The organism is Sediminibacterium sp. FW305-C-269 (assembly GCF_058231045.1).
Genome location: NZ_JBIQXQ010000001.1, coordinates 222,250 through 241,776, shown reverse-complemented (window position 1 = coordinate 241,776; position 19,527 = coordinate 222,250). Strand labels below are relative to the sequence as shown.

Genomic DNA, 19,527 nt, shown 5'->3' with positions numbered 1-19,527 from the left:
CAGCATTCGGCAACATAATCCTGTCTTTAAGCGTTATGTTATTCTTTCTTTAATTAATTTGCGACCCCTAAACTAAAAACTGAATTATGAGAAAACTATGCACAGTTCTCGTATTTGTGTTGGCATTAGTTACCCAACTTGCTGCACAAACGCGCACAGTGAGAGGAAAAATCACCGACGATAAAGGTGCTTCCCTTGCAGGTGCTTCTATTCTCGTTAAAGGAACCACAATCGGAACAAATTCCGGCGCAGATGGTACTTTTAGCCTGAATGTTCCCTCGTCAGCCAAAACGCTGGTGATTCGTTCTCTGGGTTTTGCCCAGCAGGAAATTGCTATTGGAAATGGCGCTATAAACGTTTCCATGAAAGCTGCCACAGATAATCTGGAAGAAGTGGTGGTAACCGGTTACTCCCGTGAAAAGAAGAGTAGCTTTACCGGTGCTTCCAGTCTTATTAGCAGCAAAGCCATCGAAACTGTTCCTGTGGGTTCTTTCGACCAGGCGTTGCAGGGCCGTGCTCCAGGTGTACTGGTTAACTCAGGTTCCGGTCAGCCAGGTGCTACTGCTAACGTAACCATTCGTGGTATCTCTTCTGTACAGGCAGCAGGTGCACAACCGCTGTATGTATTGGATGGTATTCCTTTGCCAGCAGGTGACTTTGCTACCCTGAATCCCAATGATTTCGAATCTGTGACCGTATTGAAAGATGCAAGTGCATCCGCATTGTATGGTGCCCGTGGTGGTTTGGGTGTAATTGTAATCACAACCAAAAAAGGTAAGGCTGGTGCAAATAATTTCCAGTTCAGGACCCAGTTCGGTTTCACACAGAAGCCTGACTTCTCTCGCCTGAACCTGATGAGTACCAAAGAGATGCTGCAGTATGAAGAGCGTGAAAAGATCCCCAGCACTCCAGGTTGGGTATATTCTCCGCTGAATCCTGCTATTCCTGCTGGTATGACAGCTGCCACTAAACAGCGTATGCTGGATAGTATCGGTGGTATTGATGTTAACTACACAGACATTTTCTATCGTCAGGGTATCTCCCAGACTTATGAAATGAACATGTCCGGTGGTACAGAAAAGACCCGTTACTTTGTTTCGGGTGGCGTATTCAACCAGCAAGGTATTGACTTGAATTCTTATCTGAAACGTTATACCGTACGTTTCAACATTGACCATACAGCCGATAAGCTGTTTGTTCAATTGAACTCGACTGTAGGTTATTCTCTGAACAGTTATGCGGAAGGTGATGTGTATGGAAACAGCCCACGTAACCCATTCCAGATGACCTATCGTGCGAAAACCTATGAAAATCCTTATAAAGCGGATGGTAGCCTGAACTGGGGTTCAAGTTCTCCGCTGGCATTGAAGCAGATCGCTAACCTGTTGGAGGGTATGCAGAATTCTTCCCGCAGAAGCAACCAGATCAAGATCAATGCCGGTCTGAACGTTGGATATAAGATCCTCCCCAGCCTGACCCTGAGCAATCGCCTGGGTATCGATGTGAACAGCAGTATGGATAGCCGTTATATCAATGCGAACTCATACATTGGTTCTCTGCAGACATTCCAGTCTGGTCTGGCTCAGGAAGCTGCCAACGTAACCAGCCAGCTGATCAATACTACCAGCCTGGTGTACAGCAAGCGTTACAATAATATGCATGATGTAGAAGTAGGTGCTTACTTTGAAACCGTACGTGGATACCAGAAAGGTCTGGGCTTGACCCTGTACAACCTGGATCCAAGATTGACTGAAACCGGTCAGGGTGCAGGTTCCTTACCTACCAATGGAGCCTCTACTTATCCGCAGAACTCTTCCAGTGCAAAAAGTGGATTTGGTATCCGCTCTTTCTTTGGTACTCTGCGTTATACCTTCAGCAACAAGTACACCATTACTGCCAATATCCGTCGTGATGGAACCTCTCGTATCGTGAACCTCGATAACAGAGAGATCACTACATGGGCTGCCGGTGCTACCTGGAACGCAATGCAGGAAGACTTCATGCGTAACCAGTCATTCTTTACAGACCTGAAAGTTCGTGCCAGCTATGGTATCGTTCCTAATATTGGTTCTGTAAGTACATCCAGCTATGGTTATCCACTGGGTGGCGTTACCAACTATCAGGGTACACAGATCCCAACTTTCGGAACCACTACCTATGTAGGTTCTCCGATTACAGGTCTGGCTCCTGCTACTCCGGGTAACCCCAACCTGCGCATTGAAAAAGTACAGAAGTACAATATCGGTGTTGATTTTGCCATCTGGAAAAATCGTGCACGTTTCAGCATTGATGCCTACTTACAGAGAACCATCGACCTGTTCGTGAACCAGCCTATCTCCGGTACTTCAGGATTCAGCAATGGTCCGCTGGCGATCAATGCTGGTAAGATGCGGAACAAAGGTCTTGATATCACTGCTTCAGTGGATGTGGTTAAATCAAAAGATGTGTTGTTGACTTTGGGTGTAAACCATAATATCAACTACAACAAAATTGAAGACCTGGGTCTGGTATCTGAATACGTAACCGGTACTTCTATTATCAGAAAAGGTATTCCATTTGGGTCTGCTTATACTTATAAATATCTGGGTGCAGATCCTGCCACTGGTCAGCCTCGTTACCTGATGGCCGATGGCAAATCTGAAACCTTCGATATCGGTAAAGCTGGTCAGTTCGCATTCGGAAGTTACCTGCCTGTTAACCAGGGTGGTTTTACCATTGACCTGCGATATAAAGCATTCAGTCTTTCTACTCTGTTCTCATACCAGTTTGATGTATGGCGCTATGATAACACATACAACTGGATTACCCGCGGTACTCCAGGGTATCACCAGTCAGTTCGTGCGTCAAAAGACCTGATTACAGGGCAGTGGACCAAACCTGGCGATGTGAAACAATTCCAGGCATCTGTATATGACAGGGGCTTTACTTCATCTGATCTTTGGGATGCTAAGTTTATGCGACTCAGAAATGTAACACTGTCATATCAGATTCCACAGTTGAAAACAGCTGCCGGAACCGTGTTGATCAAATCTTCCCGCTTCTATATCCAGGCGCAGAATCTGGCTATCTGGAGTCCATGGAAAGGTCTTGATCCTGAAGACAACAACAACATCAGTCTGAATGAATATCCAAATCCGAAATACTTTGTAGTAGGTCTGGATATCAATTTCTAATCTGAATTGTAGCGTATTCTGTTTCAAGAACTAAAAAATCAAACAATGAAAAGAAATAAATTTCTCTACCTCTTAGCTGGTGTCTTCGCAATCTCTACTGGTTGTCAGAAGGTGCTGGACGTAAAAGAGACGGATTTTATCGGCGGAGATGTCGCCTATAAAACTGTGACCAACTGCGAACAGGGCACTGTTGGAGCTTATGCAGCCCTTAGTATCGAGATGCCCGTGTTACTGAATGCCACATTTGCTGATGAAGTACGTGTTGCTGACTTCTACAATGCGGCCACCACTCACGAATGGCAGTACGGACCTGCTGACGTAGGTCTGCGCGATAATTTCACAGCATTTAACCTGTATTACCGTGTTATTGACCGTGCTAACCGTGTTCTGGCAGCTTTGCCTAATGCGACCGCATCAACCGCTTCAGCTGCTGCAACTGCCGCTGATGAAGCGTTGAGGATTAAACTTAAGGGAGAAGCTCTGTTCCTGCGTGCGTATAGCCATTTTGAGTTATACCGTTTCTACAGCAACAGTGCTGTTGGTACCGATCTCGCCATGGCATATATGGAAAGTCCTTCTTTGAATTCTTACCCACGTATCAACGTGTCTACTTACATGCAGAAGTTGAAAGCTGACCTGGCTGCGGCAAAACCACTGCTGCCAACAGCGCTGACTGATGTATCTCGTGCTACTGCTGCTGCCGTTTCTGGTATGCAGGCCCGTGTTGCCCTGTACCTGAAAGAGTACAATGACGCGATCACGTTCAGCACTGAATATATCAATGCAGTTCCACTGGCGTCATTGGCTAACTTCCCAGGTATCTGGACCGATGCTAACAAAGCAGAACAGGCTTTCCAGATCGTTCGTACCACTTCTACTTCTCGTATGGGATCACTGTTCAGAGGTACTTCTGCAAGTGCATCTAACATCGGTACCATCACCTGGAGACCGTCCGATAAAATTTGGGATAGCTATGATAAAGTGAACGATATCCGTTTTGCCGCTTACTTTAAAGATGAGCCCCTGCTGGCAGGTGGTGCCCGCTCTTCTACCCGTTTGATCAGCAAATATGCCGGTACAGCTTACGGAACAGCTGCTGAGAACGTAGCCAACCAGAAAGTAATGCGTACTGCAGAAATGTACCTGATCCGTGCAGAAGCCAAAGCTGAAACCGGTGATCTCGCAGGAGCAGCTAACGACCTGAATGCATTGCGTGCAGTGCGTATCAATGGTTATACCGCACAGACCTTTGCTACCAAAGCTGACCTGATCGATGCGATCATGACTGAGCGTTACAAAGAACTGGCGTATGAAGGCCATCGTTTCTGGGATCTGAAGAGAAGAAATCTCCCTGTTTCCAGGCTGGCAGCAGACGCACCTAATGCAGCTGCTCAAACACTTGCCGCCGGCAACTACCGATTCCTGTTACCTATCCCTGATCCTGAGATCAAAGCGAATCCTCAGATTCAGCAGAACCCTGGATACAATTAATAGTAACCAGTTTATATTTTCAAAAGGGACCGTATCTATGATACGGTCCCTTTTTTATTTGCTGTTATCAGGGTGCGATGCAATTACCGGGACGCATAAGCAAGCTCCTGCTACCTGATCAGGGCCGGTGAATTGGTTATATTGAATTGACAGGAGGAAATATGTAAGGCAATAGATCTTCTGCCTTTTCCAGGGGCCTACATTCCTCTGGTACCCACATGTTAAATACAGTCGGGTAATACACAGGATCATTCATATAGAAATCTAAACACCAGGGCTGATACATGATTTTGGATGAGAAGCAGGTATCATGACCCTATTGCTCCTGAGAGCAGCTGATGGATGGCTTTACCAGTTGTTTTAAACCAAGCAATAACAACGCCCATATATATTGTTTATATGGGCGTTGTTAATCTGTATATGAAGGATGCTTTTGTGTTATTTCAATACTTCGGCGAGTTTTCTCTCCAGTTCTTCTCCCCGTAAACCGGTAGCAATGATCTTACCCTGGGGATCAATCAGCACATTAAAGGGGATGCCATCGAACTGGTAGAGTGGAACCATACTGCTCTCCCATTGTTTCAGATCGCTTACATGGGTCCAGGTCAGATTATCGTCCTTGATCGCTTTCTCCCAATCGGCTTTCTCTTTGTCGAGTGAAACACCAAGGATGGTGAAATTCTTATCCTTGAATTTGTTGTAAGCGGCTACCACATTCGGGTTTTCTTTACGGCAGGGACCACACCAGCTTGCCCAGAAGTCAACCAGCACATATTTGCCTCTCAGGCTGCTGAGCTGGAATGTTTTACCATTTACATCCGGCAGGCTGATCTCCGGGGCCTGCTGGTTGAGCAGCGCATATTTTGGTGCAGCAGGCTGCTGAACGGTGAGCAGACTCTTGATCTTGGCCAATCCGCTATGGTCCTTGAATTTATCAAAAGAGGCATTGGCCAATGCCAGTACTTCTTGCTGACCCATGGTTCGGGAAGCCATGCCCAGTGCATAATAACGCGCAGCGGCACTATTGGATTGATTGATATAACCCGACACCATTGTATTCATTTCTTTGATCTGCGCGTCGCGTTTGCCGTGTAGAAGGTTCATGACACTATCGCCGGCATTTTGTTTCTGCAGCGAATCCAGTTGCATGAAAGTTTGGTAGAGTGCAGAATCCTTGCTGCGATACTCTTCAAACAGGGTGTGCAGGCTTTCACTGGCGGGGGACCCTTCCAGTTTATAGGCCCGGTAATTGTTCACATCCATTTCCAGTTTGATGCTTTTGCCATCGTTGACCAGTAACACATCCGGACCGTTTTCAATGACCAGACGGTAAAGACCTTCTTCTTTGCCCATTCCGCGCAGTGTAAAAGTCCCACTTGATTTCAGTGTGCCGGAATCCAGGATAACGGGTTGCTGGCCACCAAATGGAAGCTCCTGCAGAAATATTTTCTTACCGGAGGCATTGTCAATTTTACCACTGACAGTGAAGGCGCCATATTTTTTTTCCTGGCAGGCGTTCAGGGTGACCAATGCGACAAGAATAAATAGTAGTTTTTTCATGCGTTGTTTATTTGATTCCACCTTACCCTTGATGGGTTGAAAAGCCAGCGGATTATTGATTCAGTTTCTGCTCCAGCAGTTGTGTTACCAGTTTTGGATCAGCCTTGCCTTTACTGCGTTTTTTCACCTCACCTACAAACAGCCCGATCAGTCCCTTTTTACTTTTTCGGTATTCGGCCACTTTATCCGGCATGCTTTCCAGTGCATCATTTACCCAGGTTTCCAGTTCGTTTGTATCACTTACCTGCAGCAGGTTCAGCGTTTCTGCAATTGCCAGTGGCGCACCTTCACCGGCAATAACAGCCGGTAATATTTTAGAAGACGCTATTGAAAAGCTAACCTTACCATCGTCAACCAGTTGTATGAGTTCGGCCAGCAGGGCAGGGGGCAGTTTCATTTCTGCAAAACCGATGCCATGTTCGTTCAGGTATTGGCGAATGGGGCCCAGTACCCAGTTGGCAACGGCTTTGTATTGCCGGGTATGTTCAATGACCGATGCAAAAAAATCTGTGGTTTCTTTCTCATCACATAATTGTCCGGCATCGTAAGCGCTCAACCCCAAATCAGATTGGTATTTTTTCTTCAGATCAGCGGGTAATGCCGGTAATGCGGCAGCAATGTTATGGATGAATGTATCCGTCAGGTGAAAAGGGGCGAGGTCGGGATCAGGAAAATAGCGGTAATCATTGGCTTCTTCCTTATCGCGGATAGCGAATGTGGTATCGGTGGCCGCATCAAAACTACGGGTCTGTTGCTGTACTTTGCCGCCGTTTTCTACCAGCTCCACCATTCTTGCAATTTCGTATTCGATGGCTTTTTTTACGTTACGGATCGAATTCAGATTCTTCACTTCTACTTTGGTGCCCAATTTGGTTTCGCCCTTCAGACGTATGGAAACATTGGCATCGCATCGGAGGCTGCCTTCTTCCATATTGCCGTCGCAGATGCCGATCCAGCGAACAAGGCGGCGTATTTCGGTAACATATGACCAGGCTTCATCCGCCGAAAAAATATCGGGTTCCGTAACGATCTCAACCAGGGGCGTGCCGGCACGGTTCAGGTCGATACAGGTAAAATTTTCATCCAGATCATGGATGCTTTTTCCGGCATCTTCTTCCATATGTATCCGGTTCAGCTGTACCTGCCTTTCGCCGTTGGGTGTTTGTATAGTCACCTGCCCACCCTTACAGATGGGTGTTGTATGCTGTGATATCTGGTATCCCTTGGGAAGATCGGGATAGAAATAATTCTTCCGGGCAAAATAGTTGTCCTTCTCTATCTTGCAGCCGCAGGCAAGCCCCAGTCTGATGGCATACTCCACGGCTTTTTTATTGGTCTTGGGTAAAGTGCCGGGGTGGCCCATGGTGATGGGACTGATATGCGTGTTAGGTGCTGCGCCGAAAGCGGTACTGTCGCCACAGAACAATTTACTGTTGGTGGCCAGCTGTGCGTGTACTTCCAGGCCAATAACGGCCTCATATTTATCGTTCCATGACATGTTGTGGCAAAAATAGCCCTAATCGCTGATTTCGCGGATTGTTTGTAGGATTCCGGAGCAGTCGCTCGGCTCCGCCGAGTGACGCTTATCCCCAGGCTTCCAGCCTGAAAGGTATACAACTATCATACCCTGATGATTACGGGGATTGAGGGTACGATTCTCTTAATTACCGTTATCTGTTATAAAGACAGTATCTTTTGCAGATCTCCGGCTGTTACCGTCAGCAGACCAACAGGTGGCAGGCGGCGGGTAAGCTCTTTCCAGTTCCTGTCTTTCGCAAAAATTGTTTTCAGCATGGGCAGGGCCTTGGCAAGCTGTTGGTTATTGGCCAGGGTAATGGCCGTCCAGTACTGCATTTCCAGGTTGGCAGGAAAAAGTTTCATAGCGGCCTGGTACTCGTTCATGGCTTTGGTCATATCGTTTTTTTCTACGGCCAGATCGCCACGGTTCATGTGTTCATAGGCGATATGTACCGTATAGAGACGTCTGAGTTCCTGGAGGGGTTGGGGGGCATCGTCTACCCGTATATCCACCGATTTATTGTTCCAGCTATCTGTTTCGGTGCCGGGCACCACCACTATGGCGGCAGCCTGCATACCCCGGATATCGCCACCTGCTTTCTGGGCGGCTTCCAGTGCCAGCAAAACCCTTTCTGCCAGTGGTTTACCGGCTGATTGTTCAAATGACCGGGACATGAATGCACAAACCTGATCGCCCAGCATCATATTGCTTTGTACGCTATAATGGGTCCCTTTGATGTGATTGGCCACTTGTATGCAGTTCTTACCGGTATGTGCTGCCACATTACCCTTGTTATCAATGATGGCTACCTGGCGCACTTCCCTGCCCGGATCGGCTTTGGTGAGACTGTCGAGCGCCTGTTGGGCGGTATATCCTTTTTTTAATAAAGCCAGCGCCTTTGGCCCATATGATTTATCTACAAAGGATTGTGTGGCAACCACGCCCACCCCTGCTTCTGCCCAGGGAACGGATGTGCCTACGCTGAACCAGTGACTCTGCACACCTACGGCCATCTCACCTGTTTTTTCATCCCTGGCCACGATGGAATACGTGTGTACCAGGGGCTGTTTGGACGAGTATACCTGGGCATTGGACAGCATTGCGGATAACAGAAAAGCACTAAGCAATATGTTCTTCATGAGTTAGGGTTGAGCATTAAAGTTAGTGAGGCAGCGGCAATCACCGAAAAGAACGATCAGCAGCCCGGAATTTTTTTTTCAGTCTGCCGGAAAGACAAATAAAAACCGCGCTAAGAATAGCACGGTCGGTAACATGAGAAAATAAACAAGCTGTAGACCGGCAATCCATTTGAGGCCGGGGATACAGTAAATCGGTAACCTATAGTTCAGCTGTTTTCAATTTTTTGGGTAGGGTAACGGTTGCGGATTGAGTTTTACCCGAGCGAAGAAAAGTGACGGTCAGGCTGCTGCCTTCTTTTAAGTCTTTGGTTTTATTCTTCAGTTCATCTACTGAGTTTACTGCTGAGCCATCGATCTCGGTGATGATATCGTCTTTTTGCAGGCCGGCTTTGGCAGCGGGCGTATCTTCATCCACGTTCAGCACTTTTACTCCTTTTCCTTCTGCCAGGTCCTGTATACCCAGTCCCAGCCTCGGTTTCCGGCTATCATTGAAATCGAAGCGGAAATTACGATCGTTCAGGCGAGGCATATCTGGCATATTGAAATGGAAATTATCGCCGTCGATCCTGAAGGCTTGCACGTTCGGCATTTTGGCCTTACCCAGTGTGGCGGTAGCTGTATGGGTTTTACCATCGCGTAGATAGGTGATGGTCACTTTGTCTTCCGGCTTGTATTTGCCAATAGCTTCAAACAGACCTTCGCTTCCTTCAATGGCGGTGTCACCTACTTTGGTGATGATATCATCTTTTTGTAATCCTATTTTTTCAGCGGCCGTTTCTTTCTCCACGGAAGTGATCCTGGCTCCTTTCTCGTTCTTTTCGGTTGCTACACCCAGGAAGGCACGGTTAACGGTAAACGGGAAATCATCCCCCATCATCTTCAGGCTGCCCAGTGGCGCCAGGTGTTTCCTGATCTGCGGCATCAATTCACGGAAATGATCGTTCCGGAATACCTGCACATCGGAGTCTTTCAACTCTTCCAGCGGTTTGCCGTTCACTGTAATCTTGTCACCATCCACTACGATGGTCATCTTTTCTTTGCTGTCACCTTTTTTGCGGATCGTGATGGTTTTTTCTTTACTGGTTTTAGGCGATTCTTTGCTTTGTGCCTGACCTGCCATAGCAAAACCGGTGATCAGCAGGAAAAGGAATACTAATTTCTTGTTCATGGTACCTATATTTTAGATGTACGAATTTATTGGTAGATCAAATGTAGGAGATTTGTCAAATACGAAACAATTCGGAAATGTTAAAAATGGTTAATGATTTTCCGATGGGGGTAATAAGCAGGGTGTGGAGAATAAACAGCCACAGTTGTCATGTCAGACAGATCACTAGACAACTGTGGCTGTAAAAGGTATTAAGCCAGTAAGGATTTGACTTTTTCGATCACAGCTGGCAGGTTGGAGGCATCCTGTCCACCGGCCGTGGCCAGCGTTTTTTGTCCGCCGCCGCCGCCCTTGATCAGGCCGGCCACCTGCTCCTTGATGATCTTTGGCGCTTCCAGGTTTTTGGTTGCACTCACTGCTTCGTCCAGGAGAATGGCCACTTGCGCTTTGCCATCTACATTGGCAGCCAGTACCACCACATAATCGGTAAGGGCTGTTTTTATTTCGAAACAGAGTTTCTTCAGGTTATCTGCACTGCTTACTTCCACTACAGCACCCAGGAAATTAATGCCTTGTATGTTTTCTGTACGCTCCAGCAGTTCTTTTTTGGTTACGAGTAACTGTTTGGCTTCCAGGCTCTCAATGCGTTTTCTCAGTTCGCTGTTGTCAGACTGTAACGCTTCTACGGCTCTGCTGATCTCTTTCGGATTTTTGAGTGCTTCGCGGATCAGGCGCATCTGTTCAAACTGTTCGTGTATCAGCGATTCTGCTGCTTTTCCGCTTACGGCTTCTATCCTGCGCACACCAGCGGCTACTGCAGATTCGTGTTTGATCTTGAAGAAACCCAATTCGCCGGTATATCCTACATGTGTACCTCCACAGAGTTCGATGGAATAGTTCTTGTCCATCACCACTACGCGTACCAGGTCTCCGTATTTTTCGCCAAACAAAGCCATGGCGCCCATGGCAATGGCATCTTCCTTACTCATTTCGGTGATGTATACGGGAATATTCTCACGTATCTTTTCATTCACGATGGCTTCGATCTGTGTGATCTCTTCATCACTGACTTTGGCAAAATGTGAGAAGTCGAAACGAAGCTGCTCCTCGTTCACCAGGCTTCCTTTTTGTGCCACGTGTGTGCCCAGCACTTTGCGTAAGGCGGCGTGCAGTAAATGGGTGGCGCTATGGTGTATGGCGGTAGCATGGCGTTTGCTGCTGTTCACCCTGGCCATTACCGGCAGCTGTATGTTTGCAGGCAGTGTTGCTGTGAAATGAATGATCAGGTTGTTCTCTTTTTTGGTATCCGTCACTTCGACCTGTTCGCCATCAAAATCAAGTGTTCCGGTATCACCTACCTGTCCGCCGCTTTCTGCATAGAAAGGGGTGGCTTCGAGCACCAGTTGGTAGGCTTCTTTGCCTTTGGCCTTTACTTTCCGGTACCTGGTTACTTTACTCCTGATCTCAAGAGAATCATAACCGACAAATTCATTCAGGGTTGTATCGGTTATCACCACCCAGTCTTCGGTGTCAACGGTTCCTGCTGCACGGCTGCGGTCTTTCTGTTGCTGCATCTCTGCTTCAAAACCCTTCTCATCAATGGTGAGCCGGTTCTCTGAAGCGATGAGCCGGGTAAGGTCAATGGGGAAACCGAAAGTGTCGAATAATTCAAATGCCGCTTTGCCTTCGATCTGTTCTTTGGATTGCGCAATGATATCATCGATGCGTTTCAATCCTTTATCCAGTGTTTTCAGGAAAGCGTCTTCTTCTTCCTTCACCACTTTACTTACGAAATCGAGTTGTTTGTGGAGTTCCGGGAATACCTGCTCAAACTGCCTGGCCAGCAAGGGCATCAGCTGGAACAACAGGGGTTGTTTGTAATCGAGGTATGAATAGTAATACCGTACTGCCCTTCTCAGGATACGCCTGATTACATAACCTGCGCCGTTATTGGAGGGCAATTGCCCGTCTGCAATGGCAAAGGCAATGGCACGGATATGATCGGCCAGTACCCGGAAGGCGATGGCTTCTTTGCTGTCGCCGTAATCGTATTTTTTCCCCGTGATCTTTTCTGTGGCTTCTATGGTACCGGTGAACACATCGGTATCGTAATTGCTTTGTTTGCCCTGGATCACGCGCACCAACCGTTCAAAACCCATACCGGTATCCACGTGTTGGGCGGGTAAGGGCTGCAGACTGCCGTCTTTCAGGCGGTTGAACTGCATAAATACGTTGTTCCAGATCTCGATCACCTGCGGATGATCATTGTTTACGAGTGTCTTGCCATCCACTTTTTTCCGTTCCTCATCACTGCGGCAATCCACGTGTATCTCGGTACAGGGACCGCAGGGGCCCGTATCGCCCATTTCCCAGAAATTGTCTTTTTTGTTACCCGGTAAGATCCGGTCTTCCGCGATCACTTTTTTCCATTCGGTAAAAGCCTCTTCATCTTTGGGCAGGTTCTCTTTTTCATCGCCCTGGAAAATGGTCACATATAAACGGTCTTTATCCAGTTTGTATACTTCGGTCAGCAGTTCCCAGCTCCAGGCTATGGCTTCGGCTTTGAAATAATCGCCAAAACTCCAGTTACCCAGCATTTCGAACATGGTATGGTGGTAGGTATCCACACCCACTTCTTCCAGGTCGTTGTGTTTTCCGCTTACGCGCAAACATTTCTGCGTGTCGGCGATACGGGGGCTGGAAGCTTTTTTGTTACCCAGGAAATAGTCTTTAAACTGGTTCATGCCTGCATTGGTGAAGAGCAGGGTAGGGTCATTTTTCACCACGATGGGTGCTGAGGGCACGATCTGGTGGCCTTTGGAGGCAAAAAAATCCAGGAATTTCTGACGTATTTCGGCACTGGTCATCATCTATCTGAAAATTTTAAACAAATTGTTAGGGCGTTAGAAACTATATTTGGAAGCTTTTTAAGGGCATCAAAGGTAAGGAATCGGGGCGTGAAACGGTGAATCGTGAGGCTTGAATCATAGGGCAGAACGGCATTTATCCGTGATCCACGACCCATCCATACATCCCCCAAGCAGGATCGCTAATGAAAAAGGTCAAATACTACTATAATACCCATACCCTCCGGTACGAGAAACTGGAAGTTCCCCTGCGGGTGCGGTTATTACAGTTGATCGGATTCATTGCCGCTTCCATTGTTACCGGTGCTATTATTTTTGCCATTGCTTTCCGCTATATCGACTCTCCAAAAGAAAAATACCTGCGCCAGCAGAATGAGGACCTGAGCAATAATTACAGCGTTTTCATGGAACGGCTGAAACAGCTGGAACTGAAAATGAATGAGATCGAGAACCGCGACAATGGGGTTTACCGGTCCATCTTCGGGGCCGAGCCAATTCCTGACAGTGCACGTATCAAGGATATTGAACTGAAAAAAGAGGTGAAACTGGTACAAAGCATGGGTGAGTCCGAACTGGTTGAAAGCATCGCAGCACAGCTGAATAACCTGTCTATGCGAACCGCCTACCAGGTGAAATCTTTCGATGAGATCGGTAACCTGGTGAAGAACAAAGAAAAACTACTGGCGGCCACGCCTTCCATACAGCCCATCAGTAACAAGAACCTGAACCGGATAGCTTCTGGCTTCGGATATCGTATTGACCCTGTATATAAAGACCGGCGGGCACACCTGGGATTGGATTTTAGTGCGCCGATGGGTACGCCTATTTATGCCACGGCCGATGGTCGTGTGAAAGATGCGGGCTATAATACGGGCGGTTATGGAAACCGGGTAGTGATCTCGCATGGTTTTGGATATGAGACCCTGTATGGGCACATGGTTCGGATCAAAGCAAGGGTGGGTGAAACTGTTAAACGTGGTGAAGTGATCGGTTATGTAGGCAATTCCGGAAAAAGTACGGCACCGCACTGTCATTATGAAGTGCACAGGGGTGGTATACCGGTTGATCCGATCTATTATTTCTATAATGATCTTACGCCTGCACAGTTCGACCGCATCCTGAAACTGGCAGCTGCCAGCAACCAGAGTTTTGACTAATCTTTCTATGCTTTGGGGGGGACGGGTATTGCAGCTTTTTGACTTTTAGGCTGGAAGCCCGGGGATAGGCGTCACTCGGCGGAGCCGAGCGACTGCTTCAAAAATTTAGATGCGTTTGCCCTGCCGGCAGACACTTCTTTGACAACAATAATCGGTCTGACTTGTAATTAATTGTCAACCTTATTTTATGGAACCAGGTATCAGGGAATATATGCTACGGATTGTGAATACGATGTCACTGGGATTGCTATGGATGGCCATCAATTCTACGGCAGGCATCATGTACGACCTGGCATTTGTACATGATCACCTGCGTTTGGGCAATATTATTTTCTATCTCTGGTTTATAGCCAGCCTTGCCGTTTATCTCTGGTGGGTGATCCGTTTATGGCGTAAACCGCTTCATTTTGAAGATTAGTCCCTTCGGGCCGCCTGTAAAATAATCTACAGCAGTAAATCAAGTGCGTAGGGTTTTCGTTACTTTCAGGTGAGAAACCATTTCGCATGTACCTGAAGCATATTTCCAGGCGGGTGGTGATCCTGGGTACTTTGCTTATCTGGACCATCAAATTCATCATCAGGCCGCTGGTACCTATTCCTCCTGCGCTGAAACCATTGGTGGGATTTGCGCCTAACCTGATAGGATCCTTCCTGTTACCTTTCGGGGCTTGTTGGTTTTTTCAGCGTTATTTTCGCTTGCAGACGACCCGCGATCTGAGCTTTACCTGTTCATTCGGTCTTTTGCTGGTCATCATCAATGAATACCTGCAACTGATCCCGGTATTTGGAAGGACGTTTGATTACCTAGATATCTTTTCATCCGTAGTAGGTGTGTTCTGCGGACACTTTGTTTTTGCCGGGCTGATGGGATCGCAAATGGCGAGAGCGGAACAGTTACCTGTCTGAATATTCCCCTGCTTTGCTAACTGCTGTGGTCGGATACGATCACCCACTCACCACGGATCTTGCGGAAGATCAGTGTATAATGACCACCCACATCACCAATGGACCTGGTCAGTTGCCATTTGCCTAATACAAAGTAGCAGTCGGGAGAAAGAGCTTCCACTTTCAGGACAGTAAATTGAAGCTTGCCCATTACCGTGGTATCCGGATAACTTTTTCGGTAATTTTCGAGTGTGGTCCGGTAACCATATTTGGGACCGCTCTTTCCCACAAACAAAAGACTGTCGCTGTTCCAATACCCTTTCATAAATCCTTCGATATTGCCTTTGTTCCATTCGGTGGTTTGCCTGTTGAGTATGGCGCGGATGGTCTGTTCGTTGGTATGCTGTGCAGAGGCGGTGGTGAAGGTTAGAAGGGTTAAAGTGGTTAAAAAGGTTAAAAGGGTTACACTGGTTAGATGGCGTTGCATGGTGTATGGCGATTATTTAGGTAAGCTACAAAATATAAAGATTGGCAGATAATGAATTAGCGATTTTTCGGATTGTTTCAACCCGTTAATCCATCATTCGCGAATTTGTTAATTGGTTCATTTCCTGCCTGCTCTTACCATTTCGCGTTTGCCCCAGGGACCGGGGATCTTTTCAACGGTGAGACCTGCTGCCATCATGGCTTTTCGAACAACCGATTTGCTGCAATAGGTGACCAGTATACCTCCTGGCGAGAGCATTTGATACAGTTTTGAAAAAACAGCTTCTGTCCAGAGTTCCGGTTGGTGGGTGGGGGAGAAAGCATCAAAATAGATACAGTCAAACCGGTCTTTTTTTTCCAGTGTCAGCAGGGATGTTTTGAATTTGCGGATAGTGAAAAAAGGATGCAGCCTGATTGCTGTTTCCCATTCAGCTTTGTGGATGGATATAAAATCTTCCTGGCATTGCAGCAGCGTTCCGTAATTGATTTGCGAGATCTCATCTGTAGTCAATGGGTATAACTCCACAGTCGTGTACCGGATAGGGTATTGCTGCATGCGGGCTTCCTGCAAGGTAAGTAAGGCGTTCAAACCGGTTCCCATGCCCATTTCAAAAACATGCAGGGGTTGATGGGGTCTTGCTGCCAGCAATGGACGGAGACCCGCTTCTATGAATACATGCCTGCTTTCGCCAATAGCTCCGTGGTGACTATGATAGGTCACATCCATCCCGGGTATGGCAATGGTATGCGAGCCGTCTGCCGTTGGTCTAATTTCTCTTTGCATGGCTTTGCAAAATACTTAACTTACCCGCATGGAGTACCTGACACATCTGCAGAAAGATAAAAAGCTGGCGAAGATCCTTGGTGAGGAAGTACATGAGCTGAAGCTGCATCCCAATATTCCTGTCCGCATCATGGCCAGCATCATCAGCCAGCAGCTGAGTACCAAAGTGGCCAAAGTGATCTTTAAACGTTTCCTGGAACTGTATAAGGGCAAGGAACCCAAACCACAGCAGGTGCTGGATACTCCCGCCGAAACACTCCGCTCCATCGGATTGAGTAATGCCAAAGTGAGTTATGTGCATAATGTGGCCGCTTTCTGCATCGAACATAAGATCACCGATAAAAAACTACTGGCCATGAGCAACGAGGATATTATTGATCTCTTGGTTCAGATCAAAGGTATTGGTCAATGGTCGGTTGAAATGCTGCTGATGTTTACCCTGGGGCGTGAAGATGTATTTGCAGTGGATGACCTGGGCATACAACAGGCCATGTGCAAACTTTACCGCATCGACCCCTCCGATAAAAAGGAAATGAAAGCCAAAATGCTGAAACTGTCTGCCAAATGGAGCCCCTACAGAACCTATGCCTGCCTGCACTTATGGGGGTGGAAGGATAACAAACCGGATACCCAGTCATAAATCACCACAGCATTCCTTATGCCGAGTTCCGCGCAGCATTGATGATACCGAACATGCTGCGTGTGATCAGTTTCTCATAAATTTCCTTTGTGGTCGCATCTGCTTCTGTTTTGTGCAGTTGGTGTAATGCATATTGCTGGATGGTCAACAGCGGCAATACGATCTTATCGCGCATCTGAATGGAAGCCCGGCCGGTCTTATCGTCCTGCATCAGCTGTGTGCTGTCTGATAACTCCAGTACCAGTGTTGCTGTAAGATCGAACTCTTTTTTGATAAGCTTCCAGATCTCTCCGTATTCCGGATCCTCCTGTATGTACTGGGTCAGCGCAAAAGATGATTTGAGCATACTCATCATACTGTTATCGATCAGTGTCCGGAAAAACAATACGTTTCGGAACATGGCTTTTACATCCTCCCACAATCCTGTATCCTTCATGTGTTGCAGGGCGGTGCCTACACCAAAATAGCCGGGTACATTCTGTTTCAACTGGCTCCAGCTACCAACAAAAGGAACCGCGCGCAGGTCCTCAAAGCGGAGCCCGCCGCCACTGCCGCGTTTGGAAGGGCGACTGGCAATATTGCTTTTACTGTAATAATTCAGCGGACTGAACTGCTGCAGGTAAGCCAAAAAGAGCGGGTGTGTTTTGAAATCGCGGTAAGCTTCGTAACTCAGTTTGCCCAATTCATCCAGTAAGAACCGGTCGTGTTGCGATAACAGCATACGGTTGTCGGAGAACAGCTCGTTGCTGATCCCCGCACTGAGTAATTGTTCCAGGTTGTATTGTGATGACTGGATGGTTCCAAAATTGGATGTGATCGTTTGTCCCTGAACGGTCAGCTGTATCTCTTCGTTCTCGATATTGGTACCGAGTGAGGCATAGAATTTATTGGTTTTGCCTCCCCCGCGCGAAGGTGGTCCGCCACGGCCATCGAAAAACTTGGCTTTTATATTGTATTTACGGGAAATGGCTGTCAGGTTCTCTTTGGCGGTGTAGATGCTCCAGTTGGCCTGCAGGTAGCCGCCATCTTTGGTTCCGTCGCTGAAGCCCAGCATGATGGTCTGTTGCTGGTGACGCTGTTTCAGGTGTTGTTTGTAAACAGGATGGGTGTACAGGAACTCCATGATGCTTTCTGCTTCCTGCAGGTCATCGATGGTTTCGAACAGGGGGATGATGTCGATGCTGAGCTGCTCTGCTTTCCAGCCACAGAGACGGAACAGGGCAAACACTTCCATCACATTCACGGCACTCTGGCAGTTGCTGATGATGTATCGGTGGCAACCGGCTTCCCCGTTCATCTGCTGGATCGACTGTATGGCATACATACTTTCCAGCGTATCCCTTGTGATGCCTTTCGGGAAGAGCTGAACATCCAGTTTCATATCCAGTGAAGACAATACTTTGATCTTCTCTTCCTGCGAGAGGCCGGCATATTTGGCCGGCAGTATGCCGCGTTGTCCCTGGCTTTGCAGGGTGGTGTTGATATCCACCAGTACCTGGGTGTGTATGCGGCTGTCCTGCCTTACATCAAGCCCCGCAAAATGGGTTCCGAATATCTTTACTTTATGGATCAGGCTGTCTATCCGTTGCAGGAATAGACCATGGTGTTTCTCCTGCACCAGTTTGCGCATAGCCATAAGTTGCTGCAGCAATTCCTGTTTGCTGATATGATTGCTTTCGTTAGGGCGGAAGACATTCTCGTACAGCTGCTGTTCCAGGCTGTGGATCATCGTGTCTACACCGCTGAAAGTAAGCCGGCGCGCCAGTTTCCGGACGTCGCGGTAATAACACACGATAATGGCACTGCGTAATGCGGAAGCTACCCGTAAGGTGGTGGCTGCATTGACATAGGGGTTACCGTCGCGGTCGCCACCGGGCCAGAAGCCCAGTTCAATAAAAGGGTTGTCGCTGTCGTATTCACTCTCAAAGATCTCGCTGGCGATATGATTGTAAATATTCCCGATAGACTGATACAGTACATTCTCGAGATACCACATCAGGTTTACCGCCTCATCGTAAGGGGTAGGCTGTTTTTTATTAAAGAAGGGGGTGATACCCAGTTGCTGGATATATTGGTTAATGGTATGAAAATCGTTCTTGCCGATGGCTTCACTCATATCATGAATAATACCCAGTACGCTGCCCGGATAAAACTGGGTAGGGTGAGCGGTCAGTACTACACGAACCTTGAATTTGCGGAGTTTGTTTTTTAAAGCCTGTGTTTTACCCGCAAAAGCAGCTTCGTTGTACAGGGCTTTCAGACTTCCGGCACCATCCATATCGTTCACGGTAGTGAACGCAGCGTCTTCAATGGCATCAAACAATACCACCTGGCGCTCTATGTACTGTACGAATTTGAAGAGCCGGTCGATCTTTTCAGCATCTTTCTTAACGTGGGTATGCTTTTCAAAGAACTGGTCGATGATTTGCATCGGGCTCTTTCCCTCTGCATAACCTTCCATACAGGCTTGCAGTAAAATAGGCAGTAATGCACCAACGTTGGCGATACCGGAAAAGGGCAGGGCGGAAAACAGACTGTTGTAAATGGTATACTTGTCTGTTACATTCCTTTTGAAATTGTTGATATATAAAGAAGAGGGCATAATTTGCTTGCGAAGCCCAAGTTACTTCTTTTACAGAAAATGGTACTAACAAAAAAACGTCTTTAAGCCAATAGCAGCAATGTTTTCAGCTAATGATCGTTAGTTAACAGGCTCGT

Annotated in this window: 14 protein-coding genes; 6 read left to right on the top strand and 8 right to left on the bottom strand. The window is 47.4% G+C overall.

Annotation, left to right across the window (positions count from 1 at the left end):
• Positions 1–86: 86 nt before the first annotated feature.
• Positions 87–3,173: a SusC/RagA family TonB-linked outer membrane protein gene (locus ACH3Y6_RS01005; RefSeq protein WP_490833699.1), complete on the top strand. Its 3,087-nt coding sequence runs from the start codon at positions 87–89 to the stop codon at positions 3,171–3,173.
• Positions 3,174–3,218: 45 nt separating this feature from the next.
• A complete protein-coding gene (locus tag ACH3Y6_RS01000; protein ID WP_490833698.1) occupies positions 3,219–4,664 on the top strand; it encodes a RagB/SusD family nutrient uptake outer membrane protein in 1,446 nt (481 codons plus the stop codon).
• A 438-nt stretch (positions 4,665–5,102) separates the two neighbouring features.
• Here the strand turns inward: ACH3Y6_RS01000 and ACH3Y6_RS00995 are convergent, their stop codons facing one another.
• From ACH3Y6_RS00995 to alaS, 5 genes are all read right to left on the bottom strand, one after another.
• Positions 5,103–6,224 carry a redoxin domain-containing protein gene (locus ACH3Y6_RS00995; RefSeq protein WP_490833697.1) on the bottom strand — a complete coding sequence of 374 codons (1,122 nt, stop codon included), beginning with the start codon at positions 6,222–6,224 and terminating at the stop codon, positions 5,103–5,105.
• Between the two features lie 52 nt (positions 6,225–6,276).
• The gene (gene gatB, locus ACH3Y6_RS00990; RefSeq protein WP_490833696.1) at positions 6,277–7,722 is read right to left on the bottom strand and encodes an Asp-tRNA(Asn)/Glu-tRNA(Gln) amidotransferase subunit GatB; all 1,446 of its coding nucleotides are present in this window, start codon (positions 7,720–7,722) and stop codon (positions 6,277–6,279) included.
• Between the two features lie 179 nt (positions 7,723–7,901).
• Entirely contained in the window at positions 7,902–8,882 is a 981-nt protein-coding gene (locus ACH3Y6_RS00985; RefSeq protein WP_490833695.1) for a DUF1028 domain-containing protein, read from the bottom strand.
• Positions 8,883–9,081: 199 nt separating this feature from the next.
• Complete coding sequence (locus tag ACH3Y6_RS00980) at positions 9,082–10,050, bottom strand: PDZ domain-containing protein (protein WP_490833694.1); 969 nt, start codon at positions 10,048–10,050, stop codon at positions 9,082–9,084.
• 191 nt (positions 10,051–10,241) lie between these two features.
• Positions 10,242–12,860, bottom strand: a complete 2,619-nt coding sequence (gene alaS, locus ACH3Y6_RS00975; protein ID WP_490833693.1) for an alanine--tRNA ligase — start codon at positions 12,858–12,860, stop codon at positions 10,242–10,244.
• Between the two features lie 182 nt (positions 12,861–13,042).
• On the opposite strand from alaS, the gene ACH3Y6_RS00970 reads away from it, so the two are divergent.
• From ACH3Y6_RS00970 to ACH3Y6_RS00960, 3 genes are all read left to right on the top strand, one after another.
• Positions 13,043–14,014 (top strand): M23 family metallopeptidase, encoded by a 972-nt coding sequence (locus tag ACH3Y6_RS00970; RefSeq protein ID WP_490833692.1) that lies wholly within the window; start codon positions 13,043–13,045, stop codon positions 14,012–14,014.
• A gap of 187 nt (positions 14,015–14,201) precedes the next feature.
• A complete protein-coding gene (locus ACH3Y6_RS00965; protein WP_490833691.1) occupies positions 14,202–14,432 on the top strand; it encodes a hypothetical protein in 231 nt (76 codons plus the stop codon).
• 86 nt (positions 14,433–14,518) lie between these two features.
• On the top strand, positions 14,519–14,920 hold the full coding sequence (locus ACH3Y6_RS00960) for a hypothetical protein (protein ID WP_490833690.1): 402 nt from the start codon (positions 14,519–14,521) through the stop codon (positions 14,918–14,920).
• Positions 14,921–14,936: 16 nt separating this feature from the next.
• Here ACH3Y6_RS00960 and ACH3Y6_RS00955 read toward each other — a convergent pair whose 3' ends face one another.
• Together ACH3Y6_RS00955 and mnmC2 are read right to left on the bottom strand one after the other, a co-directional pair.
• Positions 14,937–15,386 carry a YybH family protein gene (locus tag ACH3Y6_RS00955; RefSeq protein ID WP_490833689.1) on the bottom strand — a complete coding sequence of 150 codons (450 nt, stop codon included), beginning with the start codon at positions 15,384–15,386 and terminating at the stop codon, positions 14,937–14,939.
• Between the two features lie 117 nt (positions 15,387–15,503).
• Positions 15,504–16,169, bottom strand: a complete 666-nt coding sequence (gene mnmC2, locus ACH3Y6_RS00950) for a tRNA (5-methylaminomethyl-2-thiouridine)(34)-methyltransferase MnmC2 (RefSeq protein WP_490833688.1) — start codon at positions 16,167–16,169, stop codon at positions 15,504–15,506.
• A 28-nt stretch (positions 16,170–16,197) separates the two neighbouring features.
• Here mnmC2 and ACH3Y6_RS00945 point away from each other — a divergent pair, with 28 nt between their 5' ends.
• The gene (locus tag ACH3Y6_RS00945; RefSeq protein WP_490833687.1) at positions 16,198–16,809 is read left to right on the top strand and encodes a DNA-3-methyladenine glycosylase family protein; all 612 of its coding nucleotides are present in this window, start codon (positions 16,198–16,200) and stop codon (positions 16,807–16,809) included.
• Positions 16,810–16,825: 16 nt separating this feature from the next.
• On the opposite strand, the gene ACH3Y6_RS00940 is transcribed toward ACH3Y6_RS00945, so the two are convergent.
• On the bottom strand, positions 16,826–19,411 hold the full coding sequence (locus tag ACH3Y6_RS00940; protein WP_490833686.1) for a phosphoenolpyruvate carboxylase: 2,586 nt from the start codon (positions 19,409–19,411) through the stop codon (positions 16,826–16,828).
• Positions 19,412–19,527 lie beyond the last annotated feature (116 nt).